This is a genomic window from Thermobaculum terrenum ATCC BAA-798 (genome assembly GCF_000025005.1).
GTDB classification, from domain to species: Bacteria; Chloroflexota; Chloroflexia; order Thermobaculales; family Thermobaculaceae; genus Thermobaculum; species Thermobaculum terrenum.
The window spans coordinates 1,770,560-1,796,441 of record NC_013525.1; the positions used below are offsets into that span (position 1 = coordinate 1,770,560).

General features: G+C 46.2%; 29 protein-coding genes and 1 tRNA gene. 12 read left to right on the forward strand and 18 right to left on the reverse strand.

Going from position 1 to position 25,882, the window contains the following annotated elements; all coding sequences use genetic code 11:
• Positions 1-71 precede the first annotated feature (71 nt).
• Complete coding sequence (locus TTER_RS08320) at positions 72-689, forward strand: 50S ribosomal protein L25/general stress protein Ctc (protein WP_012875575.1); 618 nt, start codon at positions 72-74, stop codon at positions 687-689.
• Positions 690-750: 61 nt separating this feature from the next.
• Here the strand turns inward: TTER_RS08320 and TTER_RS08325 are convergent, their stop codons facing one another.
• On the reverse strand, positions 751-1,080 hold the full coding sequence (locus tag TTER_RS08325; RefSeq protein ID WP_012875576.1) for a LysM peptidoglycan-binding domain-containing protein: 330 nt from the start codon (positions 1,078-1,080) through the stop codon (positions 751-753).
• Positions 1,081-1,165: 85 nt separating this feature from the next.
• Between TTER_RS08325 and TTER_RS08330 the strand changes: the two genes are divergently transcribed.
• Positions 1,166-1,858, forward strand: a complete 693-nt coding sequence (locus TTER_RS08330; protein ID WP_012875577.1) for a response regulator transcription factor — start codon at positions 1,166-1,168, stop codon at positions 1,856-1,858.
• On the opposite strand, the gene gmk is transcribed toward TTER_RS08330, so the two are convergent.
• The gene (gene gmk / locus TTER_RS08335; protein WP_012875578.1) at positions 1,848-2,474 is read right to left on the reverse strand and encodes a guanylate kinase; all 627 of its coding nucleotides are present in this window, start codon (positions 2,472-2,474) and stop codon (positions 1,848-1,850) included. The genes TTER_RS08330 and gmk overlap by 11 nt on opposite strands.
• A 53-nt stretch (positions 2,475-2,527) precedes the next feature.
• Here gmk and TTER_RS08340 point away from each other — a divergent pair, with 53 nt between their 5' ends.
• Positions 2,528-4,249, forward strand: coding sequence for an Rqc2 family fibronectin-binding protein (locus tag TTER_RS08340; protein ID WP_012875579.1), 1,722 nt, complete (start codon positions 2,528-2,530; stop codon positions 4,247-4,249).
• 6 nt (positions 4,250-4,255) lie between these two features.
• Here TTER_RS08340 and tatC read toward each other — a convergent pair whose 3' ends face one another.
• The 13 genes from tatC to TTER_RS08400 all read right to left on the reverse strand — a co-directional run bounded on the left by tatC (position 4,256) and on the right by TTER_RS08400 (position 16,097).
• On the reverse strand, positions 4,256-5,005 hold the full coding sequence (tatC, locus tag TTER_RS08345) for a twin-arginine translocase subunit TatC (RefSeq protein WP_012875580.1): 750 nt from the start codon (positions 5,003-5,005) through the stop codon (positions 4,256-4,258).
• An 82-nt stretch (positions 5,006-5,087) separates the two neighbouring features.
• The gene (gene acpP, locus TTER_RS08350) at positions 5,088-5,336 is read right to left on the reverse strand and encodes an acyl carrier protein (protein WP_012875581.1); all 249 of its coding nucleotides are present in this window, start codon (positions 5,334-5,336) and stop codon (positions 5,088-5,090) included.
• A 70-nt stretch (positions 5,337-5,406) separates the two neighbouring features.
• Entirely contained in the window at positions 5,407-5,868 is a 462-nt protein-coding gene (gene nusB / locus TTER_RS08355) for a transcription antitermination factor NusB (RefSeq protein ID WP_012875582.1), read from the reverse strand.
• An 8-nt stretch (positions 5,869-5,876) separates the two neighbouring features.
• Positions 5,877-7,238 (reverse strand): acetyl-CoA carboxylase biotin carboxylase subunit, encoded by a 1,362-nt coding sequence (gene accC, locus TTER_RS08360; protein WP_012875583.1) that lies wholly within the window; start codon positions 7,236-7,238, stop codon positions 5,877-5,879.
• Positions 7,239-7,240: 2 nt separating this feature from the next.
• Positions 7,241-8,170, reverse strand: coding sequence for an ACP S-malonyltransferase (gene fabD / locus TTER_RS08365; RefSeq protein ID WP_012875584.1), 930 nt, complete (start codon positions 8,168-8,170; stop codon positions 7,241-7,243).
• On the reverse strand, positions 8,160-9,194 hold the full coding sequence (locus TTER_RS08370) for a beta-ketoacyl-ACP synthase III (protein WP_012875585.1): 1,035 nt from the start codon (positions 9,192-9,194) through the stop codon (positions 8,160-8,162). The genes fabD and TTER_RS08370 overlap by 11 nt, the downstream gene beginning before the upstream one ends.
• A 48-nt stretch (positions 9,195-9,242) precedes the next feature.
• Positions 9,243-9,434 carry a 50S ribosomal protein L32 gene (gene rpmF, locus TTER_RS15380; protein WP_012875586.1) on the reverse strand — a complete coding sequence of 64 codons (192 nt, stop codon included), beginning with the start codon at positions 9,432-9,434 and terminating at the stop codon, positions 9,243-9,245.
• 23 nt (positions 9,435-9,457) lie between these two features.
• A complete protein-coding gene (locus TTER_RS08375) occupies positions 9,458-10,018 on the reverse strand; it encodes a YceD family protein (RefSeq protein WP_012875587.1) in 561 nt (186 codons plus the stop codon).
• Between the two features lie 76 nt (positions 10,019-10,094).
• Positions 10,095-10,562, reverse strand: a complete 468-nt coding sequence (locus tag TTER_RS08380) for a hypothetical protein (RefSeq protein ID WP_041424431.1) — start codon at positions 10,560-10,562, stop codon at positions 10,095-10,097.
• A 120-nt stretch (positions 10,563-10,682) separates the two neighbouring features.
• Positions 10,683-11,252 carry a 16S rRNA (guanine(966)-N(2))-methyltransferase RsmD gene (rsmD, locus tag TTER_RS08385; protein ID WP_012875589.1) on the reverse strand — a complete coding sequence of 190 codons (570 nt, stop codon included), beginning with the start codon at positions 11,250-11,252 and terminating at the stop codon, positions 10,683-10,685.
• The gene (recG, locus tag TTER_RS08390) at positions 11,252-13,612 is read right to left on the reverse strand and encodes an ATP-dependent DNA helicase RecG (RefSeq protein WP_012875590.1); all 2,361 of its coding nucleotides are present in this window, start codon (positions 13,610-13,612) and stop codon (positions 11,252-11,254) included. Before recG ends, rsmD begins: the two co-directional genes overlap by 1 nt.
• Positions 13,602-14,450 carry a DegV family protein gene (locus TTER_RS08395; RefSeq protein ID WP_012875591.1) on the reverse strand — a complete coding sequence of 283 codons (849 nt, stop codon included), beginning with the start codon at positions 14,448-14,450 and terminating at the stop codon, positions 13,602-13,604. The genes recG and TTER_RS08395 overlap by 11 nt, the downstream gene beginning before the upstream one ends.
• A gap of 9 nt (positions 14,451-14,459) precedes the next feature.
• Positions 14,460-16,097, reverse strand: coding sequence for a DAK2 domain-containing protein (locus TTER_RS08400; RefSeq protein WP_012875592.1), 1,638 nt, complete (start codon positions 16,095-16,097; stop codon positions 14,460-14,462).
• Positions 16,098-16,229: 132 nt separating this feature from the next.
• On the opposite strand from TTER_RS08400, the gene rpmB reads away from it, so the two are divergent.
• The gene (gene rpmB / locus TTER_RS08405; RefSeq protein ID WP_241215199.1) at positions 16,230-16,481 is read left to right on the forward strand and encodes a 50S ribosomal protein L28; all 252 of its coding nucleotides are present in this window, start codon (positions 16,230-16,232) and stop codon (positions 16,479-16,481) included.
• Between the two features lie 50 nt (positions 16,482-16,531).
• Here the strand turns inward: rpmB and prfA are convergent, their stop codons facing one another.
• Together prfA and thpR are read right to left on the reverse strand one after the other, a co-directional pair.
• Positions 16,532-17,599, reverse strand: coding sequence for a peptide chain release factor 1 (gene prfA / locus TTER_RS08410; protein WP_012875594.1), 1,068 nt, complete (start codon positions 17,597-17,599; stop codon positions 16,532-16,534).
• 15 nt (positions 17,600-17,614) lie between these two features.
• A complete protein-coding gene (thpR, locus tag TTER_RS08415; protein ID WP_012875595.1) occupies positions 17,615-18,199 on the reverse strand; it encodes an RNA 2',3'-cyclic phosphodiesterase in 585 nt (194 codons plus the stop codon).
• Between the two features lie 112 nt (positions 18,200-18,311).
• On the opposite strand from thpR, the gene TTER_RS15615 reads away from it, so the two are divergent.
• Positions 18,312-18,410, forward strand: a tRNA-Sec gene (locus tag TTER_RS15615).
• An 80-nt stretch (positions 18,411-18,490) separates the two neighbouring features.
• Here TTER_RS15615 and TTER_RS08420 read toward each other — a convergent pair.
• On the reverse strand, positions 18,491-19,954 hold the full coding sequence (locus TTER_RS08420; RefSeq protein ID WP_049822994.1) for an ammonium transporter: 1,464 nt from the start codon (positions 19,952-19,954) through the stop codon (positions 18,491-18,493).
• Between the two features lie 243 nt (positions 19,955-20,197).
• Between TTER_RS08420 and TTER_RS08425 the strand changes: the two genes are divergently transcribed.
• Genes TTER_RS08425 through xseB form a run of 7 tightly spaced genes read left to right on the forward strand, consistent with a single transcriptional unit; the run spans position 20,198 to position 25,866 of the window.
• Positions 20,198-21,202, forward strand: coding sequence for a lysylphosphatidylglycerol synthase transmembrane domain-containing protein (locus tag TTER_RS08425; RefSeq protein ID WP_012875597.1), 1,005 nt, complete (start codon positions 20,198-20,200; stop codon positions 21,200-21,202).
• Positions 21,189-22,061 carry a glycosyltransferase family 2 protein gene (locus tag TTER_RS08430; protein ID WP_241215200.1) on the forward strand — a complete coding sequence of 291 codons (873 nt, stop codon included), beginning with the start codon at positions 21,189-21,191 and terminating at the stop codon, positions 22,059-22,061. The genes TTER_RS08425 and TTER_RS08430 overlap by 14 nt, the downstream gene beginning before the upstream one ends.
• A gap of 52 nt (positions 22,062-22,113) precedes the next feature.
• Positions 22,114-23,223 carry a M24 family metallopeptidase gene (locus tag TTER_RS08435; protein ID WP_012875599.1) on the forward strand — a complete coding sequence of 370 codons (1,110 nt, stop codon included), beginning with the start codon at positions 22,114-22,116 and terminating at the stop codon, positions 23,221-23,223.
• 16 nt (positions 23,224-23,239) lie between these two features.
• The gene (gene efp, locus TTER_RS08440; protein ID WP_012875600.1) at positions 23,240-23,800 is read left to right on the forward strand and encodes an elongation factor P; all 561 of its coding nucleotides are present in this window, start codon (positions 23,240-23,242) and stop codon (positions 23,798-23,800) included.
• A 1-nt stretch (position 23,801) separates the two neighbouring features.
• On the forward strand, positions 23,802-24,329 hold the full coding sequence (accB, locus tag TTER_RS08445; protein WP_012875601.1) for an acetyl-CoA carboxylase biotin carboxyl carrier protein: 528 nt from the start codon (positions 23,802-23,804) through the stop codon (positions 24,327-24,329).
• Between the two features lie 17 nt (positions 24,330-24,346).
• Positions 24,347-25,555, forward strand: coding sequence for an exodeoxyribonuclease VII large subunit (gene xseA, locus TTER_RS08450; protein WP_012875602.1), 1,209 nt, complete (start codon positions 24,347-24,349; stop codon positions 25,553-25,555).
• A 5-nt stretch (positions 25,556-25,560) separates the two neighbouring features.
• Positions 25,561-25,866 carry an exodeoxyribonuclease VII small subunit gene (xseB, locus tag TTER_RS08455; protein ID WP_012875603.1) on the forward strand — a complete coding sequence of 102 codons (306 nt, stop codon included), beginning with the start codon at positions 25,561-25,563 and terminating at the stop codon, positions 25,864-25,866.
• Positions 25,867-25,882: the final 16 nt, after the last annotated feature.

Below are 25,882 nucleotides of genomic sequence, written 5' to 3' on the forward strand. Positions count from 1 at the left end.
CTTATTAATGTTCTGCTAAAATGCATGGGTTTGGAAGACAGATAAAAAATTAAGCTCCAAAGAGGAGAAATATGACTCAGGAGAATTTTACTATAAAGGCCTCCAAGAGAGAGCTTGTAGGTCGCAGCCTGAATACACTTCGCAAGCAGGGATTCGTACCTGCTATAGTCTATGGATATGGGATAGATCCCACACCAGTACAAGTAAACGCAAGGGAGTTCGAGCATACGCTTAAGAGAGCAGGCAGAACATCCCTAATTGACCTACAGATAGACGACTCGCAGACAGTGAAGGTATTCATACAGGACGTACAAGTCCATCCGGTAAAGCTTAATATTCTCCATGCTGACTTCCATGCGGTCAACTTGGAGGAGGAGATCGAGACCGAGGTACCGATAGTACTGGTTGGTGAACCGGCTGCTATACGCAACAACATTGGAGTCTTACAGAGAGGTTTGGAGTCACTTACCGTCAGAGCAAAACCTGCGGATATACCTCATGAAATAGAGATAAATGTAGAGGACCTAGCAGAAATAGATCAGACCATATATGTGGCCGACATTAAACCCTCTGGAAACTACAAGATAACCTCAGACCCAGAGGAAATGGTAGTGAAGATAGTACCAGTGCAGCTGGAGCCTGAAGAGGTAACCGAAGAGGCCGAGGAAGAAGAACAGGAACAGGAATAGTCTGTTAATCATTGGCTATCAAGATAAAACAAAGACCCGGGTCAATCTCCGGGTCTTTGTTTTATTTATTCAGGGGTCTTACCGGCACCTTAATAACCTGGCCAGCCCTTATGGTATTAGGGTTGTCTATGCCATTTAAGGCGGCTAACTCCTCTACGGTTAGTCCGTAGCGGCTAGCTATCTCTGTAAGAGTCTCACCAGGTTTAATGACGTACTCTTTAGTGGCAATCCGAAGCGGTGTGGGCGTTGCCCCCGCACCTTCAGGAGTGGAGACAGAAATCACCACTGCAGGAGTAGAATTAGGGGGCACAGATACCTGCAGCTCAGAACAAGCTGCAGCAAAAGCAAATAAGAATATAACTACTAACAGAGAGAGCTTGATCCTTTTCATTGCTGAGCATTCTACCAGGGCATCAACAAGGTTGTCCAAGATACACGGGTTGACAATATAATATCAGCAGGGCTAAACTTCCGCTGTGCTCAAGATAACTCCGATCCTGATCCTAGGACCAAAATCACCAATAAGGGATAGCTGTGTACAGGCGCTAAGTAAGCATGGAATTAGACCCAAGGTATTAGAGAGCCTGTATCTCTTAGGGAATTGTTTTCCTGATAAAGGATTGATAGTTGTCACCTCAAAGAATGAGCAATATCAATACTTGCTTAGCTACTGTAAGGAACTGGGGACATCTTTTCCTATTATTGCCATCATAGATAGCGATGACCCCGAGATCAGAGTAAATCTCTTAGAGACTGGAGCTGATGACGTCCTGCCTGCAGATAAGATTAGATCACAACTGGTTCCCAGGATCAAGGCGGTTTTGAGAAGGTACGGTCTTGTATCATGGGACTCTCAATGTGCACGCATAACAGTAGGTAGTATTACCCTCAATACCCAAAGCCATAAAGTGACCGTTAAGGGCAGAGATATCAAGTTGTCCCCTACAGAGTGTAAGATACTCCAAAAACTGATGTTACACGCTGATAGAATAGTCCCTCACGCAGATATCACATCCACTGTGTGGGGTGAGGACTATAATGGCAATTCAGAGAAGCTAAGAGTCTATATTAGGCAAATAAGACAGAAGCTGTGCGCGCAAGATCCTACTATCGAGATAATTAATCACCCCGGCATAGGGTATATGCTCTCAGTAAATCCTACCGACTGACGCTTGATTCCTGAGGTCTTCCTAAGCAACGAGACGATTTCTCCCTGTTGATTATCTCCACTATCTCCCGTACTACCGACTCAACATCATTATCACGATTTAACACCACGTAGTCGAATTCATCTGCAGCTTTCAATTCTTCTAGAGCTGCCTCCTCCCTAGCACGTAGCTTCTCCGGAGTCTCTGTTTTCCTAGCTCTCAGATGATATTTCAGCCATTCTATACTTGGCGGTGCTAGAAATAGCAGTAAAGCTTCAGGAAAATCTTTGCGTACAGAACGTGCACCCTGGACATCAAGCTTAAGAAGTACGTCCTTACCTTCTTTCAGTGCCCTAATAACTGGCGATTTGGGAGATCCATACCAGTTACCATATACGTTGGCGTACTCTAGAAACTCTCCCTGCTCTATCTTCTTCTTGAACTCCTCTACGGATAAAAAGTAGTAATGATAACCATCTATCTCTCCAGGCCTTTTGGGCCTGGTAGTAGCAGTAATGGCATAATGCATAGGGATTTGCATTTCCCTCATCTTCTGCAGGACAGTATCTTTGCCCACACCAGATGGGCCAGATAGTACTACCAAAAGTGGTTTGTTACATGGGAGGTTAGAATCCAATTCAAATACCCTCCTGAATGCAGATAACACGAGAGAACATGGAGTAAATTGTTATGTATTTTGATGCTCTAACAACAGCAGCTATAAGTGACGAACTGGAAGAGACGGTCATCGGAGGCTTTATACAAAAGCTTTATATCCCAAACGAGGGGAGTTTAGCTTTCGAAGTTTATAACCACAGGGAAAGACTCTACCTATTTATCAGCATAGAAGCCTCTCATCCTAGGATAACGTTGCTCCCTGAAAAACCTCCTCATAACCCAGATCTTGTCACCCCTATAGCCCTTTTATTGAGAAAACATGCCTTAGGAGCGCGTATAGAAGAAATCTTCCAGCCCGTCGCAGAAAGAGTTATTGGATTGAGTATAGCGAAAAGATCTCCTGAACTCAACTCTAAGCACTGGCTTTACGCCGAGCTGATGGGACGACACAGCAATCTAATAATGCTGGATGAGAACCGCACGACTATAGTGGAAAGCCTGAAAAGAGTGACATCAGATATGAGCAAGGTCAGAGTCGTACTGCCTAAGTACCCTTACATCCCTCCTCCAGCAAGATCTGGTATCCATCCGAACGACCTAACTAGAGACAAACTAGGAGACACACTTAAATCGGCCGAAGACGACACTCCTCTCTGGCAATTGTTAGTTACAAAGGTAGTAGGAATCAGTCCACTGCTAGGTAAAGAAATAGCTTATCGAAGTACAGGCAATGTGGAAATCAGAGTCAGCCAGATTAAGGATATTTACGCAGTAATCCAAGTAGTACAGGACATGGTATCACTATGGAGGACCCGTAACTGGGAGCCCTGTATAGCTGTAAGCAACGACAAAGTCCTCGCATATGCCCCATATCGCATGTTCCATCTAGCTGAGAAGGCAGAGTTACGTGTACTAAGCAGTATGAGTGAAGCGATTAATGCCTACCAGCAGGCTCCAGCCAGAAAGGAATCCACTGGAGTAGCTAAGACAAAACTAATAAATGACCTACAGGAACTGTTGGTTAGAGCCAGACAAAAGGTTCGCTCTCTACAAGAACAAGAATCAAACTTAGCTTCTGTGGAGAAGCTAAGAGAAGAGGGAGAAACTATATTGTCGCATCTCTATGATATACAGCCAGGGCAGACAGAACTTGTTGTTGGAAACCAAGTGATCAAATTAGATCCAATGCTTTCTCCTTCGGAGAACGCTCAAAAGAGATTTGAGGAATATAAAAGGCGAAAAAGAGCCCTCCAAGAAATACCCAAGTTAATCGAACAAGCAAAACTGGAGGTTTCTGCATTGGAGGAGGCTTTGACCTTCGCTCAAATGTCAGAAACCGATGCCGAGGCTTCTCAACTACGAAAGGAGCTAGAGAGATCTGGTATTCTCGGTGGGCATCGAGTGGAAAGCAAACAGAATAAGAAATCACAAAGCATTCCTAAGATAATGAGCTTCTCTCCTCTTCCTGGAGTAAAGATTATGGTGGGTAGATCATCAATCCAAAACAATCACCTTCTCGAGCAAGCCAAACCCGATGACTGGTGGTTTCATGCCAGGAACTTACCAGGCTCACACGTGATTGTAAGAAGCAGTAACCCTAATCTTGATAAATTTATGATTGAGATCGCCGCTAAAACCGCTGCTTACTATAGCAGCGCAAGGGATTCTAGCTCAGTTGAGGTGGTATATTGCCCTGTGAGATACGTTCGTAAAATAAAGGGTGCAGGTCCAGGGCAAGTTACCTATAGGAACGAGAAAAGTATAAACGTGAAGCCTGAAAAACATGTAGGATAACCCAACTTACCAGATCCTTCCCATAAGTATACCGAGTTCATAAAGCAGGTACATGGGAGTAGCTACTATCATCATGTTCATAGGATCAGGAGTAGGGGTGATTATGGCAGCCGCAATCAAAATTACTACGAAAGCGTATTTTCTTAGTTTGGTAAGCTTCTGAACGGAAACTATATTTGCTTTGATAAGCACATAAACTATTACAGGAGTTTCAAAGCTAAGCCCAACCCATAACAACAAGTTACTTACGAAGCCTATATAGTCTGCAAAGCGAGGCATCGTAGCAATATCTTCTGAACCAAATCCTAACAGGAAGCGCAGGGCCGTAGGCAGGACTATAAAATAGCCAAAGATAACGCCTGTAACAAACAGCAATGTAACGAAAGGTAGGGCACGCAATACAAACCTTCGTTCTCTCTTAGTCAGACCAGGGCTAATAAAGGCGATAAGTTGATAGACTATCAGCGGCATGGCGATAGCTATACCACCGATGAAGGCCACCTTCATGTAAGTAGTGAACTTTTCCGTAATGCCAGTAGCCAACGGAGTATGGGGCTTAATTAACTCTAGTAAGGCTTGTACTATATGCTGGACAAAGAGGAAGCTAATAGCCATACCCACAACTACACCTAAGCCAGCCCTAATCAACCTCGATCGGAGCTCAGCCAGGTGCTCGGTTAGGGTCATTTCGGGCCCTTCGTACTCTTCCCCTTCACCCTGATTGTCCGGGATGTACATATCCTGGTCTGTCTTCATACTATGAGTTTACACCAAAACTTTGGAGCGCCATAGCTCTAACCAGTTGAGGCTATGGCGCTCCAAGTATCAGGTACCTTTCCTATGAATTACTGCCAGCATGCTGCTCAATGTAGTTAAGAGCATCCTGAACAGTTACGATCTTCTCGGCATCCTCATCAGGTATGCTGATCCCGAATTCGTCTTCCAGCGCCATAACAAGTTCAACAACTTCAAGAGAATCAGCATTTAGATCCTCTACGAACGAGGCTTCCGGTGTAATTTGGTCTTCGGGTACATGAAGCCTATCTGCGACCATTGCCTTTAGCTTTGCATAGGTTTCCTCTTGCACGACATCCCTCCATGATTTTGATTTGAAGACTTTGATTTTAGATAAAAACTACTTATCACGAATAATAATGTCATTCTCTCACAGGTGCAATCCCTCCGCTTGAAGATTCTATAGCATCAGCTATAGCTCCTAGAACTCCGTTGACAAACTTAGGTGATGCCTCTGCCCCATACTCTTTAGCAAGCTCAACAGCTTCATTGATAGCTGCAGCTATAGGGACATCATTCCTCCTGAGCATCTCGTGCACGGCTATACGCAATATGTTCCTGTCAACTTTTGCCATCTGATCTATAGTCCACGTAGGGGTAAATCTGGTAATCAAGCTATCGTATTCCTTGCGATTCTGCCATACGCCTATAGCCAAATCTGAGGCATAAGCATGTACTTGTTCAGGTATGTTTTCTTCGTTTCGTCTGCGCTGAAGAATCTCATAGGGCTGCTTACGTGTAGTCTCAGCTTCATAGAGCACCTGCATGGCAAGTGCTCTGGCTTGGTGTCGTTGTTGTATAAACTCTTCTCTTCGAGAATCCATTCCCTCAGTTATCTTTCGGAAGGGACCTTATTACTAAACATCTCTTCAACGAATTTAGTATGCACGTTTCCCTTCCTGAAATCCGTACGATCTATCGCCTCTCTGTGAAATTCTATACTGGTCTGGACACCAGTTATCACAAACTCGTCCAGAGCCCTTAGCATGCGGGCAATAGCCTCATCCCGATCATCTCCCCAAGCAAGGACCTTAGCCAGCAGAGAGTCATAGTAGGTCGGGACTCTATAGCCGCAATAAAGATGAGAATCCACCCTTATTCCAGGCCCCCCGGGAGGTATATACAAATCTATCACACCGGCTTGAGGAGCAAAATCTTTGTAAGGATCTTCAGCCACTATTCTGGACTCGATACAATGGCCTCGAAACTCAACATCTTTTTGATCAAAGCCAAGAGGCTCCCCAGCAGCCAGCCTTATCTGCCACTTAACCAGATCTATACCAGTTACCATCTCGGTAACTGGGTGCTCTACCTGTATGCGAGTGTTTACCTCAATGAAATAAAACTTTTCCTGCTGATCAACTAGGAACTCAAATGTACCAACATTATGGAAGCGAATGTGCTTGGCGCCCTTGATAGCTGCCTTATGTATAGCTTCTCTAGTGCGGTTAGACAGGTTCGGAGCCGGAGACTCCTCTATCAGTTTTTGATGGCGGCGCTGAACTGAACAATCTCTCTCACCAAGATGAAGCACTTTCCCGTACTTATCGGCAATTATTTGCACCTCTACATGCCGAGGTCTGTCAAGGTATTTCTCGATATACAGACGTCCATCCTTGAAAGCAGCGTCGGCTTCGCTACTGGCTACTTCGAAGGTTGAGGCAAGTTCCTCGGGAGTATGCACGACCCTCATGCCTCGCCCGCCACCTCCAGCCACAGCCTTAAGGAGTACCGGATAACCTATATCTCTCGCAATCCGAGCTGCCCTTTCGAGATTGGAAACAGGTTCTTCCGTTCCAGGAATTATCGGTACCCCGGCCTCTTTCATAGCCTGGCGAGCCATCGCCTTGTCACTCATCTGCTCGATGGCGTGTCTGGGCGGGCCTATAAAGGTGATACCTATACGCTCACAAATCTCACAAAGGTAAGTATTCTCCGATAGGAAACCATATCCCGGGTGTATAGCATCACAACCAGTAATCAAAGCTGCACTAACGATAGATGGTATATTCAGATAAGATTTGGAGCTGGGTGCAGGACCAACACAGACCGATTCGTCAGCAAGTCGTACGGCCAGGGATTCTCTATCTGCTTCAGAGTAGGCAACCACAGATCTTATGCCTAATTCTCGACATGCCCTGACTACACGTACTGCTATCTCACCCCTGTTAGCTATCAGGATCTTCTTAAACATGCCTATCCATTCCCCAGAACCGATTTTATTAGATCCTCCGAAGCTATAGCTTCGGCTTCACGTATAATTTTCCGGTTAAGTCCGGTCAATACTCTTCCTGGACCGATCTCCACGAATTTACGAACACCATTTTCCCAAATCCTGGTGATAGACTTATGCCATATCACCGGAGATGAAAGTTGCCTCTTGAGCTCGGAACGAACATCCTCCACAGTCAGCAATAACTCGGCCGTGGAATTGGCCACTACAGGTACCTGAGGGGCGCTGAGATCAACAGAGTCTATATGAGGAGCAAACTCTTTCGCAGCAGGTTTCATGAGATAGGAGTGAAACGCACCGCTCACTGGAAGGGGAATCACCCTTCGAGCACCTAGTGAAGGCAGAATCTCCACAAGCTTATCAATAGCCTCTGCGGGGCCCGATATCACCAATTGATCAGGGCTATTATAGTTGGCCACGTCAACACCATATTCCTTGGCTATTTCGGAAAGTTTATCTTCGTCCATAGCAATAACTGCAGCCATCTTGCCAGCAGTAATGCGACCGTAACGGGCCATGATCTCACCTCTTGTACGTACAAGCCTAACCGCATCCGCAAAAGTCAGGCTGCCCGCAATGAGAAGCGCGCTGTACTCACCCAGACTATGCCCAGCTAGGAAACTTGGATTCTCAATCAGATTAAGGTCAGACAGTATCCTGTACATTACGTAGCTGCTGACGAGAATAGCAGGCTGGGCGTTCTCGGTTTGCGTTAATTCATCGGCCGGCCCCTCGAAGGCAAGTGATCGCAGACTAAATCCCAAAATATCGTCTGCCTCCTGCCAAATGCGACGAACCTCAGGATATGCCTTATATAGATCCAATCCCATACCTACATATTGAGATCCCTGGCCGGGGAAGAGGAAAGCACAGGCAGCATGATTAGATTGCATATGGGCCTTCAACCCTCTCAGATATGTGAGATTCTACATCTATCCATCTAACCACTGCAGCCCCCCAGGTGAGACCACCCCCGAAAGCTACGAATAATAGATTATCTCCCGGGGATACTTCTTCTGTCTCGAGGAACTCACACAAAGCTATAGGAACAGATGCCGCCGAGGTATTGCCATATCTATCGACATTTACAAACACTTTTTCCCAAGGGATACCCAGAGCTTCCTGGGTTGCCTTAATAATCCTTATGTTAGCTTGATGCGGGATGACTTTTCTTATATCTTCTGGCTTTAGTCCAGCCTTATCTATGGCTTGCTTTGCAGTTTGCCCCATAGACCTGACCGCGAATTTGAACACCTCGTTACCCTTCATCCTGATACAGTGCTCACCATTGGCAAGGGTATCTGGGTTAGCTGGTTTAGCCGATCCTCCACCTTCTATAGTAAGAAGCCTTCCTACGTCCCCTTGAGCACCTAAAACTGAGCTTACTAGCCCCCCATCCTGATCGGTCGCCTCTAGCAGCACAGCGCCAGCGCCATCACCAAACAGGATACAGGTGTTACGATCCTGCCAATTGACGAACCTGCTCAGGGTCTCGGCAGCAACTATCAGCACCCTATCGTACGTGCCTGACATTATGAATTGAGAGGCTGTCACCAATGCATAGACGAATCCCGAGCAAGCTGCATTGATATCGAGGGCAGCTGCGTTCACAGCCCCCAATTCATGCTGTATTAGGCATGCTGTGGCTGGGATTAGATGATCTGGAGTACAGGTGGCACATAATATGAGGTCCAGATCTATTGCTGCAAGATGAGCCTTATCCAATGCTCTTTGTGCAGCTATTACTCCCATGCTTGAGGTAGTCTGATCACTGCTGGCTATCCTGCGCTCAACTATGCCAGTACGAGTCCTTATCCACTCATCGCTAGTATCGACCATCTTCTCAAGGTCGTAATTGGTAAGGACCTTTTCGGGCACGCAGAAGCCCCAGCCTGTTATAGCAGCATGCCTACACATTAAATATCTCCAGAAATTAGAATGTCGACTTAGGCTATAAAGATGCCGCTAACGGCGCGAGTTTTCAATGTCGATTACCGCTATACCCCTATAAGTGCCGCAGTTAGGGCATACGTGATGAGTCTTAACGGGGCTTCCACAACGAGGGCAGGAAGTCAATGAGATGCTCTTCAGCACGTGATGAGCTCTTCTACGTCCTTGTCTGCCCCTAGATACTCTCTGCTTGGGTAATGCACCCACCTCTCAACACACTCCTTTTCTCATTAGTCTTTTAGTTGCTCAAGTAGAGATGCCAAAACTGACAGGCGGTTGTCAAGTTTTGCCGTCATATGGCCACAATGTTCTACATTGAGATCCGCGCCACATTCCGGACAAAGGCCTGCACAGTCAGGGCTACATATAGGATTATAAGGCATATTGACTATGATAGCTTGTCTGATGACCTCAGTAAGGTTCATCATGTGATCGTGGGTAAGCCACGAATAATCTCCTTCGTACTCACCCTCTCTAATCTCATGCATCGACACACCACTAATTATATCCACAGTCGGACGGAACTCTTCTTCAAAGGAAGCTTCAATCTTACCAACGAAAGGTACCAGGCAACGTGAACACTCCATCTCAACATTTGCCGTTACAGTACCTTGAACGAGTATACCGGTCTTGATACGTAGAGCTCCAGCATCACCTACTATCTGGTGAGCTACGGACTCTTCGTACAATTGCAGGTCAGGAGTCTCGAAATGATAAGTACGAGAGGCTCCAGTAGTCTGCTTGAGTAATCCTGATACATTGAACTCTAGATCATAATTATGAGCGTTCATCGCAGTCATCCTATGTACCAATAAGAGTTTATGCTCTAATGAATATCTAGCTAACCAAAGTTTATAACCATTAAGGTTAGGCTTTTGTTCCCTCCTTAGACTCCAACTGAGCTAAGCCATTTCTCACAGTATTCAGCTGCGATGACAACATATTTTCCAGGCTTCTAAGGACATCGCGGGCATATTCATCTGCGCCTTCAGTTATAGCCCTAGCCCTTTCTTCAGCCTCGCTGATTATTTTCTCAGCTTGGCTCCTAGCCTGCTCAACCAATTGTTGATCATTTATTATTCTGCCAACTTCTTTCTCTGCCTCTTCCCTCAACCTCTCAGCTTCAGCTTGAGCGGTGGATATGATTCTCTCACGTTCAGCCAGCATGCGCTTGCATTGTCTGACTTCATCGGGAATAGCAGTACGTAACTGATCTACTAACTCGAGCAACTCATCCTCGTCAATTAGTATCTTGTTAGTGAAACGCATTTTCTTAGAGCTATTAGCCAGTTGCTCTAGTTGATCTAGTAATGCGTATATATCCACAGTCCACATCCCTCCGATAGGGCTACCGCATTGCCTTCAACTCCGATACCGGCAATTCTACCCTGTTCACAGCTATTAAGCACAGAGGTACCTAATACCAGGCTAAGCCTCTAAGGTACAACTACCAGATTAATCCGTATTACGATCTCTTTCCGCTACTGTATAGATGCTAATGCATGAATCGCCATGGCATCGTTTTATCAGTAGCTCCAATGCACCTATTCTTTCAGCAAAGTTCCTCCTTGAGGTATGCCCTAGCACAAGCAAACCGTCAGCTGATAGCATACCTTTACGAGATATAAATGATAACACCTCTTCAATATCGGCGTCAGCATATGGCGGATCCATAAATATAAGATCGAATGGTTCCCCCTCATATGAAGCTAAGAAGGATTTAACTGACCGCTTGTGTACTTTGGCCCTATTTACTAGTTTAGTTTGTTCCAAATTAGCTCTTATAACGGCGCAAGCTGAAGAGTTTTGATCTACGAAATCTACAAAGTCAGCCCCTCTCGAAAGAGCCTCTATTCCAAGTGCACCTGTGCCCGCATACAGATCTAGCACTCTGCCTCTGGGCTGTTCCATAGGAGCAATAATGCTAAAGAGAGCCAGCCTAAGGCGATCGGTCATCGGTCTGGTACTAAGGCTACGCGGAGACTTTAAAGTTACTCCCCTTAGCTCCCCACCCGTAACACGCATCAATTGGCCTCTGAAAGTGTCTTCATTCTCTCTACAACTCTGCTCCTCAGTTTAGGGTAATGCCTAAGATCTGGATCATCTTCCAGAAGCTCAGCAGCTATTTTGCGAGTTTCCTCCAAAAGACCGAAATCTGACAACTTAGCTACCTTCAGGTTTATCTGTCCTGATTGCCTTATACCATAGAACTCACCTGGACCTCTCATCTTCAGGTCCTCCTCAGCTAAGACGAAACCATCGCTACATTCTTGAACTATCTCAAGTCTCTTCCGAGCATCCTCAGAGGGCGAATCCGAGAGTAACAAGCAATAAGACTTTTCAGTACCCCTTCCGACTCTGCCTCTGAACTGATGCAATTGGGCAAGTCCAAATCTGTCCGCTCCCTCTATCAGCATGACTGTAGCATTGGGCACGTCTATCCCAACCTCGACCACTGCAGTTGAAACGAGCACCTGCAACTCGCCAAGGCGAAACCTCTCCATCACCTCATCCTTTTCCCTGGGCTTCATTCTCCCATGCAGCAAACCAAGACGAAGATCTGGGAAAACATATTTCTGCAAGCGCTCATATTCTTCAATTGCAGCCTTAGCTTCTATTTTCTCTGATTCCTCGACTAGCGGACATATTATGTATGCTTGCCTTCCTCGCTCTACCTCTTCTCTGAGGAAGTTATAAGCCCAGCTTCGCTGCTCAGGAGTTAGCGCAAAAGTCTGTATTGGTTGCCTTCCTGGGGGCATCTCATCCAATACAGAGAGATCCAGGTCTCCGTATATAGTGAGGGCAAGACTTCTAGGTATGGGGGTAGCTGTCATTACCAGCAGATGGGGGTTCACGCCCTTGGCTCTTAAGGCTGCTCTTTGCTCAACTCCGAATCTATGTTGCTCATCGACTACACATACTGCGAGGTTGTTAAATCTCACTCCTTCTTGTATCAGAGCATGAGTTCCTATAAGGATATCGATCTCACCCTGTTCAACAGCTTGATATAGATCATCCCTTTCCTTGCCCTTGATACTACCGGTAAGCAAGGAAACCTTAGGAGCATCCTCTCCTAGAACCGAGACGAGTCTAGATATACCCTTATAATGCTGTTCGGCTAGTATCTCGGTAGGCGCCATGATAGCCCCCTGATAACCATTAGCAAAAGCAGTTATCAGGGCCGAAGCAGCTACCACTGTCTTTCCTGACCCAACATCTCCCTGGAGTAACCTGTTCATTGGCACATCCGACTCAAGATCATGCATGATCTCCTGTATGACTCTTTCCTGTGCTCCGGTAAGCCTGAATGGAAGATTAGTTAGGAATTCTCCTATCTGTGGCTTGCGAACATCGAGGGCAAGGGCACCCTTGGATCTACGCCTAACTGCTTGTTTCATTAGGGCCCCAAGCTGTATTTCTAGGAATTCATCAAACGCAAGCCTTCTGCGGGCAGCCTCGAGCTGATCCCAGGAATCGGGGAAGTGTATTTGGTAAAGTGCATCTCCAAGATCCAGTAACGAGAGCTCATCAATAAGATGTTGAGGCAGATGGTCTTCTATGCGCACAGAGTGATAGGCAACTATATCGTGTATCACACTTCGAAGTAGCTTGTTGTTTAGTCCTTCTGTGGATCTGTAAATAGGCACTATTCTGCCTGAGTGGAGCAGACTCTTGTCCAGATGCTCATACTCGGGAGACTCCACCTTTAACTTCCCGAGAAACTGCCCCACCTTGCCTGTAACGATTATCTCCATACCAGGTTCAAGGTCACGCCTCACAAAACCTCGTGAGAACCATGTTGCATCAATAAAACCTGTCTCATCCTGAAGTCGAGCAGTTAAGAGGTTAAGATTGTTCGATAGCTTGCGAACAGAAACTTCCTTAACCTTTGCTATAAAGGTCTCCGTGTTTCCAAATTGCAATTCTGCTATCTTTCGAAGATTAGATCTATCATGGTACTCACGTGGATAATACTCGAGTGCATCTCTTATAAGATGAATTCCCAGCCTGCCAAATAAAGCTGCTCTTCTTTGACCAACCCCAGGCATCGATGATATCGGCTTTTCGAGATCAGGGACACTCCTTGACGGAGCTTGTCTTATGTTGGGAAGTGGGAACACAGAAGAAGCCTTACCATCCAACAGATCCAGCGCTTCCTTTACTTTGGTTGAGCGCTCTTCCGGTGCACAAGTCGAATACCCTAATAGCTTCTCGGATGCCTTAAGAATACGCTTAGCCTGTGGGTCATCATCAGAAGCCTGAGGGAGAACCGTCTTCTGAATAAAAGCTTCTACGCCACCCAATACGGCCTTGTTGTTGTAGCCGCGGCGCTGCTCCAATAAAAGAATATTTTTTAGCTTTGCTGCTAGTTCTTCAGTCTTCATTTGACTTATTAACCACGATCACCCCCATGGCACCAGGCCCTGCATGCACACCGATTACAGGACCGTACTTGGTAATGATTACTTCTCGATCCGGAGATAGATCGCTTAAACCTTCAAGGAGAGTATTTAGCTCATCCTCATTAGTACTCCATATAACAGCAATGCGTTCTGGATGTTTGTACTTATGAGCCCAATCTATCAGAGCAGATATTGCCTTAGATCTAGTACGCGTACGAGTAACGGGGACTACCTCGCCTTCACGCAGTGTGATCAGGGGTTTTACTTGCAGCAATGTCCCCAACAGACTTGCAGCTTTACCGATCCTGCCTCCTTTTTGGAGGTACTCCAGAGTATCAACAAAGGCTAGTAGATCGGTACGAGATAGAGTATCAAGAGCTACTCTTTCAACCTCCTCTAAGGACGCTCCTTCTCTAGCAGCCTCAGCAGCAGCGATAGCTGCAAAACCAAACGCCATCGATACAGTTTTACTATCTATAACCTTTATAGGGACTTCTTCAACCTGATTAGCAGCTATCTTAGCTGAGTTGTATGTACCACTTACCTTGCTTGAAATGGTTATACATAAGATACCTGCTGCATCCTTAGACAAAGATTTAAACACTCTCTTAAAGTCCTCCACAGGAGGCTGGCTAGTACGAGGGAGAACATTGGACGAAGTAAGCTTCTTATAAAACTCATCAGCATCGAGATCTACACCATCTAGATAGGTCATGTCCCCAAAAATCACTCTGAGAGGTACTATCGTAATACCCAAAGAAGAAGCTAGGTCACGAGGTATATCTGATGTGCTATCCACTACTACCCTAACCTGGCTCAATTTCTGACCTCACTCTAAAGAAGCAATTATTTGATAATGTGGCTGACCACCATCGTAGACTTCCACAGCTATATCCGGAAATGTCTCCTTCAAGAATTCAGCCAAACTCTCCACATCCCGTTGTGAAAGGTCGTGTCCTCTATACAAGGTAATCAGCTCATACTCATCAAGATCTTCTATAGTCTCCAGAATATGCCTCATTACGTCAGATAAATCTGCTCCAGAGGCAACTATTTGCCCATCAAGCAAACCGATATAGTCCCCCTCCTTCACTGATACATCTTTGACCTGAGCATCCCGCACAGCTCTGGTAACCTCTATCGATCTTACGTTTCTGATAGCAGATCTTATATTTTCCAAATTCTCTTCCAGCGTCAGGGAAGGATTATAAGCCATAGAAGCCACAATGCCCTCAGCCATGGATTTAGTAGGCACGACCTCTACTCTCTTCCCTGCAGACCCTACCGCGCGCTCAGCTGACATGATTATGTTGGGGTTATTAGGGAGAATTATAACAGCATCAGCAGGGCACTCCCTCACAGCTTTGATTATCTCTCCAGTGCTGGGATTCATGGTCTGTCCGCCCTGCACAACTATTACGCCATCTTCCCTCTGGAGCATGCGCGTAAAACCTTGCCCGGCAGCCACAATCACTAACCCAGTAGTGATCTGGGAACTAGGATGAGTCCTAGTGTGCAGTACGTTCTGCTCATATTGATCTCCCATATTATCAAGCTTTATCTGATGGAGCGTGCCAAACTTTAAAGCATAAGAAAGAACCTCACCCGGTTGTTCCGTGTGTACATGCACCTTGACGATCGCAGGGGTGCCTACCACAAGCACAGAGGTCCCCATAGACTGCATCTTGCTACGAAACTCTTCAACATCTATGTTATGTCCTCGAAGCACGAAGTTCGTGCAATACCCATAAATATCCTCTTCCTCGAGATCTACAGATGCGAAATCAGCCCCTTCGAAGCTATCTTCGTTTATCTCTAGCAGCTCACCCTTGAAATATCGCAATGCACCATCAAGTATGACTACTAGCCCCTCACCTCCGGCATCGACAACTCCAGCCTGTTGAAGCTTAGGTAGCATGTACTGAGTAGCCTTAACGCTTTCCCTGGCATCATCAATTATGATGGAGAGAAAGTCTATAATACTATTTGTATTTCTTGCAGCTTGGTGAGCGGATTTGGCAATATCCCGTGCAACGGTCATCATAGTGCCTTCCACAGGCTCGGAGTGTGCTCTAAATCCATATTCTGAAGCCACCTTGAAGGCTTCTGCCAATATTCTTACATCTAAGCTGTCAAATCCTCTTATAACAGAGGCAAACCCTGCTATCATTTGAGAAAGTATTACACCAGAGTTACCACGGGAAGCCATTAGAGCCCCTTCCTCGAGGGCGTCCGCTAATGCTGCCATGGTAGTAGGAGCTTGCTCTTCGATGGCTCTTACCGCCCCGAGCATAGTCATAAGCATGTTATCTCCAGTATCTCCATCAGGAACAGGGAAGACATTTAGACGGTTTATACGCTCTCTGTGCTGCTCAAGCCACTTTGATGAGTACTTCAGTGATTCTACAAGTACATCCACACCACATGTTTGTATATTCTTACCTTCTAGCGATATTTCAGGCTTCATGCTGTATCCTTCGTTACTCAAGCTTGTTGTCATATTACGAGATAGAGTGATAAACTAGTAGGTCAATAAATCAATCATAGTCTTATTTGTAATCCGCTATTCCTACTCGAAGCGAATAATACTTGATATTCGGTGCAAGACTCAAATCTGGAGGTAACAGCATTGGCTAGATGTGAGGTTTGTGGGAAGAAGACCCAGTTTGGAAGAAGCATACAGTACCACCATGGAGGAAAGTGGGCGAGAAGGGCTCAGAAAACCAACAGGCCTTTCAAGCCGAACGTACACAGGCAAACAGTTATGCTAAATGGGGAGCTTGTGAAGATACATATTTGCACTAGGTGCCTAAGAACCCTGGCAAAGAAGGCCGAGTCCACAGCCGCTTAAGCACTACATGCTCGAGTGGATATCCACTCGAGCATGTCCCCGCGTTGCCCCTACACACCTGCTGATTGCAGCTGCTCAGCCCTATCAGCCACCTGCAAAGACTCGATTATCCTGTCTATCTCGCCATCAAGTATTGCGGGTAGATTGCTGAAAGATTCTTTTATCCTGTGATCCGTAACCCTGTCCTGTGGGAAGTTATAAGTGCGTATCTTCTCGCTCCTTTCTCCGGTTCCAACCATCGATCGGCGCACTTGACCCAGCTCTTCTTCTCTCTTCCTTCTCTCCATTTCATAGAGTCTAGCTCTAAGAACTGCCATGGCTTTGGCCCTGTTCTTTAGCTGACTCTTCTCATCCTGGCAGGTAACAACAAGACCGGTGGGAAGATGTGTTATACGCACAGCACTATCGGTCGTATTAACGCTCTGACCACCATGTCCGGTTGATCTAAATACATCTATGCGTAGATCTTCAGGATCAATCTCTACCTCCACCTCTTCAGCCTCAGGCAGCACAGCCACTGTAGCCGTAGAGGTGTGAATCCTGCCTTGAGACTCTGTTACAGGCACACGCTGCACCCTGTGCACACCGCTTTCGTACTTCAAACGTGAATAAGCACCTCTTCCTTTGACCTCAAATATTATCTCCTTGAATCCGCCAGCATCACTCTCACTGGTGGAGAGTACTTCAGTCTTCCAGCCTTGCCTCTCAGCATAGCGGGTATACATACGATACAGATCGGCAGCAAATAGAGCTGCTTCCTCACCTCCCGTGCCAGCGCGGATCTCAACTATAACATCCTTCTCATCGTTAGGATCCTTAGGAAGTAATGCTATCTTCAGACGCTCTTCCAGATCCTTCTCACGATCAGCAAGCTGTTCGTATTCTTCCTCAGCCATTTGCCTTATATCAGGATCTGGATCCTCCATGAGGCGTCGATCTTCTTCCCTGGTCAACTTTACTTTCTTATATTCCCGATAAAGGGAAACAATATCCTCCAGTTCAGACCTCTCACGTGCAACCTCCATGAGGCGAGAGGGGTCTGAGAATATCTCAGGATCAGACATCATCCGATCCAACTCATCAAATCTCTTTTCAATGTTATCCAGTCTCTCCAACATCATGCTTCTAGTATATCAATCCTTGTTTTCTATCAGATTGAAGGTTTTTACAGGTGTATAGACAGGTCCACTAGGCAAAAGGGTGCTTTGGTAGAGCACCATGCTCTCTGCAATAAAGCTTCCTAATGATACATCATTATTAGCTCCTAAAAGCCTGCGTAGAGAAGGAGTATCAGCAAAGGATTCCTTGAACCTGGCCAAGGTTACATGGGGTCTATACTCCATAACATCTCGGTCAAACCCTAACCGAGCACATTTATCTTCCACCTCTTGGTGAAGTAACCTCAAAGCTTCAATGTCCCCAGAAACTCCTGCCCATAGAACTCTTGGCCTTCGTAAGTTCCCAAATATGCCCAATCCCCTGATCTCCAAACCTATGCTGTCAGGACAAGTTATATCTTCCAAGACATCTTGAATAGCATCTATTTGCGACCTTGAGACATCCCCCAGAAATTTCAAGGTTAGGTGGATATTGGACTCTTCTACCCACTTAAGACCGGTAGAACCAGCTAATCCGGAGCGTCCTAGATCATATAATATGCTCCGAATGCTTTTGGGGATATCTATAGCTAAAAACAATCTTGCTTTATCATCGGACATAGTTAGGTCGCAAATTTATTTACTATCATTTGTCAATAGCCAACATTAAAACATTCAACCAGAATATATTATTCTCTTGACTACATGTCAGAACAGTTACTAGTATTCTCATGGGAGCGGAAGGGTCCCGGTGGGTTCCGCGGTCTTCAAAACCGTTGGGAGGCTAGCACTGCTGGTCTCCGGTGGGTTCGACTCCCACGCGCTCCCGCCATATTCTAGAGCAAAATAAATGGGAGGCACTACAGTAAAGCACCTCCCATTTATTTTATTGTAATCAGCTCTGGACTAGAGCTAAGCCGTAGACTCCTTAGCAAGAGTCCCAACAGTCTTGGCAGGTATCTCCTCCTTATATACACCGTGATCGACCAGATCTAGTCCTGCAGCCTCCTCCTCGAATGCAGCTCTTACCTTGACAAAGGCAGAGCTTACTTTGATAAACGCATAGGAAGCGAAGAAGACTAGCGTACACACGACGGCTATGCCCAGAGTCTGGATACCCAGCCAGACCAAAGCGTCGGTACCTCCACCATACAGAAGCCCAGCTACAGGCAAGCCACTGACATCGGGACGAGCAAATACTGGCACTAACATGGAGCCAAGCACGCCATTCACGCCGTGAACTGGAAAGCCTCCTATAGGATCATCTATTTGATAAAGGTATTTCTCCATGATCTTGGTAGCACCAAAGGTGACTACACCAGCCAGGACGCCGAGCACAAGCGAAGCACCAGGATCTACGTAACCAGCGTTAGGCGTGATCATTACGAGACCACCGAGAACACCGCTTATAGCCATGATTGCATCATAACGACCATCGACAGCTTTGCTCATCAACATAGACACAAGGCCAGCTGCAGCTGCGGCCACAGTAGTAGCAAGTGCAGCAGATACACCTTGCAGATTAGGTTCAAGACTGCTGCCGCCGTTGAATCCAAACCAGCCAAACCACAGGAGAGCGGTACCTATGACAGCGAGAGGTATGTTGTTAGCGTACTTTTCACTAGCTTCCTTAGCTGCCAAATCCTCATAGCCACTTGGAACTACAGTGGACTTCTTGAACTTGACGAATGGAGCATGCGAGGATAGTGTGGCTCTCCGCTTCAAGCTAGCTCCAAGTGCTAGGGTTATAGCAAGCCCAGCAAATCCAGCCTGAGCATGAACTACAACTCCGCCCGCAAAGTCACGCACCCCCATGCCATCTAGCCAACCTGTTCGCGTGCCCAATGTGGCAAACAAACCATTAGGGCTCCATACCAAGTGAGCAACCAGTGGGTAGAGTATGAGAGAGAAGAACAGCGAGTAAAGCAGCCACGCACTGAATTTTATACGTTCAGACACGCCAGCACCTATTAACGCCAGCGTGACGGTAGCAAACATCATCTGGAAGAGCACATAGGCATAGAGTGGTACACCTCCAGTTGCACTTCCGTCCGTAAATATAGTTGGCCAAGCGGATTGAGGATCACCACCAAAGAGGTAATGTATTGGGTTACCTATAATACCAGCCATGGTTGATGGGCTGAAAGCTAGACCGAACCCTATTATCAAAAATATTACCATCATCACTGAAGCTGCAGATAGGCTCTTCATTAGGCCATGCACTACATTCTTTTGTCGTGTGAGCCCTGCCTCCAGCATGCCTATCGAGGGCACCATTATAAATACCAAGAAAGCTCCCAGGAGAACCCAAAGAGTTCCCGGGACACTGATACTTATAGATCCATCACCTAAGGCACTAAGCAACTTCTCCGGCATCTCTTTACCCTCCACAATTTCTTTTGATTGCATACTATTCCTGAACTATGGGCGTTATATACGTCACAAGGCCGGAATAATCAGGAGGTGTTTGTGCATACTGCACAAATGGAACGTCATAATGAATAAGAACGTTACCTATATGCCATAAACATGGCATACGTTTACACTCGCTGTTATAATTCGGCAACATTTGATGTAGGCTACAAGAAACTCTTGATAGTAGGTGAAAGTACCTAGAGCATGACCGAAATAGAGGCTAAGCAAACAGAACAGGGCTTAAACATAAGGGACCAGATACTTCGTCCGCGTACGATAATTTCTTTTCTTATATCCTTAGTAATACTTATCTTCATATTTGCAAGACAAAACATTCCTGTAAAGGAAGTTATTGATAATGCACGCAATGCCAACCTACTATTCCTGGTTTTAGGTTTCGCTTTCTACTACGCTACATTCTATGTACGTACCATAAGATGGCAGCAAGTGCTGAATAACTCTGGCTATTCCAGCACAAATGATGCTCAGCTCCCGGGTACGCTAGGTCTTCTTAGAATTATTCTTCTCTCCTGGTTCGCCAACTCAGTACTGCCCGCTAAGCTAGGAGACGGTTACCGAGGATACCTATTGAAGAGAAACGCCAAAGTATCTTTCTCCAAGACCATGGGAACCATATTTGCCGAGAGAGTAGCAGATGTAGGGGTATTGTTCACACTTTTATTAGTGTCAGGAATAATAGCTTTCAGAACCAAGCTGCCTCCACATTTTGTGCTCTTGGTAACACTTGGTGGAACCCTTGCACTGGCTAGTTTTGGCATACTGGCCTCTGTTAAGTACGTCAGCGTGTATGTCCATAAGATCCTTCCGGGTAGGGTACGACCTTTCTACTCAAGATTGGAAGAGGGTATACTACTTGCATTTAGCAGAAGGCTAGATAGAATATTGTTGCTCACCGCTCTAATATGGATTTTGGAAAGCGCAAGATTCTGGGCGGTAGCGGTTGCCTTAGGAGCAAGTCTCACAATATCACAGGTGATATTCTTGGCGCTTGCCGCCTCTCTGCTTACGACCATTCCCTTCACACCTGCGGGATTTGGCGTAGTAGAGGGTGCGGTGATAACAGTACTACAATGGGTATATGTTGAGAAATCTCTAGCGGGTTCAATAGCGCTAATAGACCGCGGCATAACTTATTGGAGTGTCTTACTCGTAGGTGGACTCCTATATTTAGTTAGTGGGAATAAATAGATCGAGGGAAAATAGCGAAGCAATGCTTGATTCAAATCTAAAGGCATCTGCGAACATTAATGGAAAGCTATCATTGATACTGCCCGCTCGCAATGAAGAGGCAAACCTCCCCCGCGTCTTGGGGAGATGTATAGAAGTCCTCAACGAGACCCTGCCTGACTGGGAAATAATAGTCGTAAATGACGGTAGTCAGGATAAAACGGGAGAGATAGCTGAAGGCTTTGCAGCAAGGGATAGCAGGATAAGGGTAATTCATCATCCCCGAAATCTAGGCTACGGCTCGGCGTGGAGAAGCGGCTTCGCTGCCGCTCATGGTCAATATATTATGTGCATGGATTCTGACGGCCAGTTTGACATTGGAGACATCTCGTTGCTCTTACCTTATGTCAACCACTATGACATAGTTGCCGGTTACAGGACAAAGAGGCAAGATCCAGCACATCGTAAAGTGAACGCAGCTATATTTCATCTAGCAGCGAAGTTACTATTTGGCATACACCTTAAGGATATAGACTGCGGTTTCAAGATCTTTAGGGCAAGCCTTATAAAGAGCCTGCCTCTTAAGGCACCTGGGGCTCTGATAAATCTAGAGATATTTTCTTTCGCTAAGCTACGCAAGGCTTCAATAATAGAAGTAGGTGTGCATCACTATCCTCGCACCGCAGGTGTATCTACAGGTGCCAAACCTTCTGTAGTGCTGCAAGCGATGGCGGAAATACTCTTGTTGCGCCTCAGGGTATGGAAGGAAAGGATAAAAGTCTCCCCCTTGGTCGGAGCAGGCGCAGCTATCGGTGCCTTATTTGCAGTCCTAGGGATAGCGACAAGAGCTAGGAATAGGACGCGCAAAGAAAGGCATTAGACCTATATGCTATAATGCCGCTTGTGTGCACCCCCAGAGCGGAGTACGTTGGATGAACAACGCCTTTCTACCAGATTACCTTAGAAGAATAGATAAGCTAAGGAAATCACTCGCTGATCATGAGCTGGATGCTTTACTGGTCTTCAGTCAGGCAAACCGGCGTTACCTGACAGGATTCACAGCCAGAGACGTAGCCATAGGAGAGAGTTCAGGATACGTACTTATCACTCAAGAGAAAGCGTTGCTACTTGTTAACTCTCTGTATATTGAGCATGCTCAAAAAGAGGTCACAGCAGTAGAGCCATTTCTCGTAAAGGATAAGCCAAACATCGTTATATCTGATCTGCTAAGGTATCTGGGGCTACACAAGGTTGGCTTCGAAAGAGACTATGTAACATACGGGTTTATAGATGATCTTAGGTCCCACCTTGAAGACCGAGTAGAGCTTATCCCCGTCAAGGGGCTGGTAGAAGCTCAGCGAGTTATCAAAGACCCTTATGAACAGAATATGATCAGCGAAGCTGCCAAGATAGCTGATGCTGCATTTAGTAAGATGCTAGATCAGATATCCCCAGGGATGACAGAAAAGCAGGTCGCCAGATTACTAGATAATCTTATGATAGAGCTGGGAGCCGAAGGCCCCTCGTTTGAGACGATAGTTGCTGCTGGTCCAAATGCTGCCAGGCCACACCATGAGCCTACCGATAGACCAGTCCAAGAAGGAGAACCCATAATAGTAGATATGGGAGCTTTCTACCGTGGCTATTGCTCTGATATGACCCGCACATTCTGCTTAGGTAAACCAGACTCTAAGTTTGAAGAGGTTTATAACATTGTACTGGAGGCACATAATACTGCGAGATCAGCAATAAGGGCGGGACTTGACGGTGGGGAAATCGACGCTATAGCTAGAGGAATAATCGATCAGGCAGGTTACGGAGAAGCTTTCACCCATAGTCTGGGACACGGTGTAGGACTAGAAGTTCATGAGAAGCCAAGTCTGAGGAAGAACAGTGAAGATGTACTTCAAGAGGGGATGGTGGTAACTATTGAGCCAGGCATCTACATATCTGGATGGGGAGGAGTCAGGATAGAGAGCCTAGTTCTTGTGGACAACGGACCATCCGTACTTTCTCAAGCACCTATATTCAAAAACAGGTAAAGGAGTATTACTTCTTATGATATCGACTGGCGAACTTAGAAAAGGCAACACACTTGTAATCGATGGCGATCTCGTAAGGGTGTTGGATTTCCAGCATGTAAAGCTTGGAAGAGGATCTGCCTTTGTAAGAGTTCAGCTCAAAAACCTACGCACCGGTGCCATTACGGAGCGCACATTCCAAGCAGGCACCAAGTTTGAAACTGCAAGACTTGAAAGGCGTACCGTCCAATATCTGTACAATGACGGCGAGAACTATACTTTTATGGATACCGAGACCTTTGATCAACCCACTCTGAGCGCTGACCTCTTAGGAGATGCAGTCAAGTATCTGAAAGAGGGTATGAACATTGACCTACTTATGTATGGCGATGAGCCGATAGGAGTGGAGCTTCCCACAACGGTCGAACTGCAGGTCGTGCAAACCGACCCAGGTGTTAGAGGAGACACGGCAGCAGGAGGTAGTAAGCCTGCTAGACTGGAAACTGGACTAGTAGTACAGGTGCCTTTGTTCATCAATGAGGGAGATATCATAAGAGTTGATACTAGAACTGGGGAATATATAGAGCGGGTGGGATAATATGAGTCCGGAACACAAAGAATTCGATCTTTCCAAGCTACTAGATCAAGGACTTAGGGACCTAATAGATTTAGTAAGCCAGGGCAAGGTAACTGAGCTGGAAATAGAGCAAGGAGGTTTCAGGCTAAGGCTAAGAAACGATGTTAATATACCTCATCAAGCACAGCCTATACCTCATGCGCAAGTAGAAACTTACCCAGTTCAGACTCCCCCCCCTCAGCAGGTAACTCAACCTACTCAAGCTCCAGCCACTACGGAACAGACAGAATCGCAACACATAGTGCCCATCACTGCACCTATGGTAGGCACTTTCTATACTTCACCAAGCCCAGATGCGGATCCTTACGTCAAAGTTGGGGATTTCATCCGTCCGGGACAAACGATCGGTATCATTGAGGCGATGAAGATTATGAACGATGTGCCTGCTGAGATAGGCGGACGTGTGGTGGAGATCGTTGCTCAAAACGGACAAGCGGTGGAATATGGCCAACCACTGATGCTGGTAGATACTTCTGCCACACCTGAATAGCTCATAGGAGATGTCAGTTGTACCTGCTGACCGTTAGCGATATAAATTTCTATCTCCAGCAGCTGCTTGAGACTGATCGTCTACTGAGCGATGTTTGGATCCAAGGTGAGATCAGTAACCTAAGCCAGTCGAGTAAAGGACACTTCTACTTTACACTCAAAGACGGGGAATCTCAGCTTTCTTGTGTGTTGTTCAAGCAGGATCTAATACACGTACAGGCTGAGCTTGCTAACGGCCAAGCAGTTATCGCCCATGGCAGAGTGTCTATTTGGAAGCAATCAGGTAAGTTACAGTTCTACGTGGATATAGTACAGCCAGAAGGTACTGGTAGATTGGAGCTTGAGTTCCAGGCTCTCAAAGCAAAGCTCGAGGCCGAAGGGCTTTTTGATGAGAGCAGGAAGAGATCCATTCCCAAGTTCCCATCAGCAATAGGGATAGTTACCAGTAAGCATGGTGCTGTACTACATGACATCCTCAACATACTCAGGCGCAGGTATCCACTAGCAGAGGTAATACTGTCTCACACTCAAGTTCAAGGAGATGGTGCATCCTTACAGATAGCAGCTGCTATTGAGAAGCTACATAAGACTGCAAAAGTAGACGTGATAATCCTGGCAAGAGGTGGTGGATCTAGAGAAGAGCTTTGGGCCTTCAATGAAGAATGCGTGGCTAGGGCTATATATGCCTGCCCAGTACCTGTGATCAGCGCCATAGGGCACGAGACAGACTACACTATAGCCGATTATGTAGCTGATCTAAGAGCCCCAACTCCATCCGCAGCCGCTGAGCTAGTAGTGCCTAACGTCGCGGAGCTGAGGCAATCCCTCGATCACATGCTAAACATAGCTAGCATGAACATGAGACAAAAATTGCGGCAGTGTATGGAGGATGTGCAGCACATGCACTCTCATCTCAAGAGAACAAGCCCTATACATGCTATACATAGGCATAGAGAGAAGCTATCTCTGCTCAATGATAACGCACTTAGCAGGGTAAGACACCTGATAGAACTCAAGAAAAGCAACTTGGAAACTATGGCTCTTAGTTTGAACGCTCTGAACCCTAAGGCTGTACTTGGCAGAGGATATTCTGTAACTACCACGGAGGATGGTAAGGTTCTTAGATCAATCGATGATGTAGGGAATACTAAAGCGATAACAACCAGGCTCGCCGACGGCTTTATAAAATCTATGGTAGATCAAACAGTAAAGCAGGTAGAGAGGTAGGTACTATGAGTACGGATAGGGATACATCCCAACTGAATTTTGAAGAAGCCTACTCTAGATTGGAGGAGCTCATTCACAAATTGGATGCTGGAGGTCTAACACTTGAGGACGCTCTCGCCTGCTATGAGGAAGCGTACGCACTCGTATCTAGGTGCAACTCTATACTCCAACAAGCTGAACTTAGGCTCAGACAGATAGAGGAAGAGGCTGCCGAATACGCAGCTACTGATGACCTGATTTCGAAAACAGAATCTTACTCTGAAGATGAAGAGGATTCTGATCTCAGTTGGAATTATGACTATCGCAGATAGAAGCTGTGAAGGCACT

What these genes read in the sequence shown, in the direction of transcription:
- TTER_RS08320 (WP_012875575.1), top strand. Translation starts at nt 72, where the DNA reads ATGACTCAGGAGAATTTTACTATAAAGGCCTCCAAGAGAGAGCTTGTA.
- TTER_RS08325 (WP_012875576.1), bottom strand. Translation starts at nt 1,080, where the DNA reads ATGAAAAGGATCAAGCTCTCTCTGTTAGTAGTTATATTCTTATTTGCT.
- TTER_RS08340 (WP_012875579.1), top strand. Translation starts at nt 2,528, where the DNA reads ATGTATTTTGATGCTCTAACAACAGCAGCTATAAGTGACGAACTGGAA.
- tatC (WP_012875580.1), bottom strand. Translation starts at nt 5,005, where the DNA reads ATGAAGACAGACCAGGATATGTACATCCCGGACAATCAGGGTGAAGGG.
- nusB (WP_012875582.1), bottom strand. Translation starts at nt 5,868, where the DNA reads ATGGATTCTCGAAGAGAAGAGTTTATACAACAACGACACCAAGCCAGA.
- accC (WP_012875583.1), bottom strand. Translation starts at nt 7,238, where the DNA reads ATGTTTAAGAAGATCCTGATAGCTAACAGGGGTGAGATAGCAGTACGT.
- fabD (WP_012875584.1), bottom strand. Translation starts at nt 8,170, where the DNA reads ATGCAATCTAATCATGCTGCCTGTGCTTTCCTCTTCCCCGGCCAGGGA.
- TTER_RS08370 (WP_012875585.1), bottom strand. Translation starts at nt 9,194, where the DNA reads ATGTGTAGGCATGCTGCTATAACAGGCTGGGGCTTCTGCGTGCCCGAA.
- TTER_RS08375 (WP_012875587.1), bottom strand. Translation starts at nt 10,018, where the DNA reads ATGAACGCTCATAATTATGATCTAGAGTTCAATGTATCAGGATTACTC.
- TTER_RS08380 (WP_041424431.1), bottom strand. Translation starts at nt 10,562, where the DNA reads ATGTGGACTGTGGATATATACGCATTACTAGATCAACTAGAGCAACTG.
- rsmD (WP_012875589.1), bottom strand. Translation starts at nt 11,252, where the DNA reads ATGCGTGTTACGGGTGGGGAGCTAAGGGGAGTAACTTTAAAGTCTCCG.
- recG (WP_012875590.1), bottom strand. Translation starts at nt 13,612, where the DNA reads ATGAAGACTGAAGAACTAGCAGCAAAGCTAAAAAATATTCTTTTATTG.
- TTER_RS08400 (WP_012875592.1), bottom strand. Translation starts at nt 16,097, where the DNA reads ATGAAGCCTGAAATATCGCTAGAAGGTAAGAATATACAAACATGTGGT.
- prfA (WP_012875594.1), bottom strand. Translation starts at nt 17,599, where the DNA reads ATGTTGGAGAGACTGGATAACATTGAAAAGAGATTTGATGAGTTGGAT.
- thpR (WP_012875595.1), bottom strand. Translation starts at nt 18,199, where the DNA reads ATGTCCGATGATAAAGCAAGATTGTTTTTAGCTATAGATATCCCCAAA.
- TTER_RS08420 (WP_049822994.1), bottom strand. Translation starts at nt 19,954, where the DNA reads ATGCCGGAGAAGTTGCTTAGTGCCTTAGGTGATGGATCTATAAGTATC.
- TTER_RS08425 (WP_012875597.1), top strand. Translation starts at nt 20,198, where the DNA reads ATGACCGAAATAGAGGCTAAGCAAACAGAACAGGGCTTAAACATAAGG.
- TTER_RS08435 (WP_012875599.1), top strand. Translation starts at nt 22,114, where the DNA reads ATGAACAACGCCTTTCTACCAGATTACCTTAGAAGAATAGATAAGCTA.
- efp (WP_012875600.1), top strand. Translation starts at nt 23,240, where the DNA reads ATGATATCGACTGGCGAACTTAGAAAAGGCAACACACTTGTAATCGAT.
- accB (WP_012875601.1), top strand. Translation starts at nt 23,802, where the DNA reads ATGAGTCCGGAACACAAAGAATTCGATCTTTCCAAGCTACTAGATCAA.
- xseB (WP_012875603.1), top strand. Translation starts at nt 25,561, where the DNA reads ATGAGTACGGATAGGGATACATCCCAACTGAATTTTGAAGAAGCCTAC.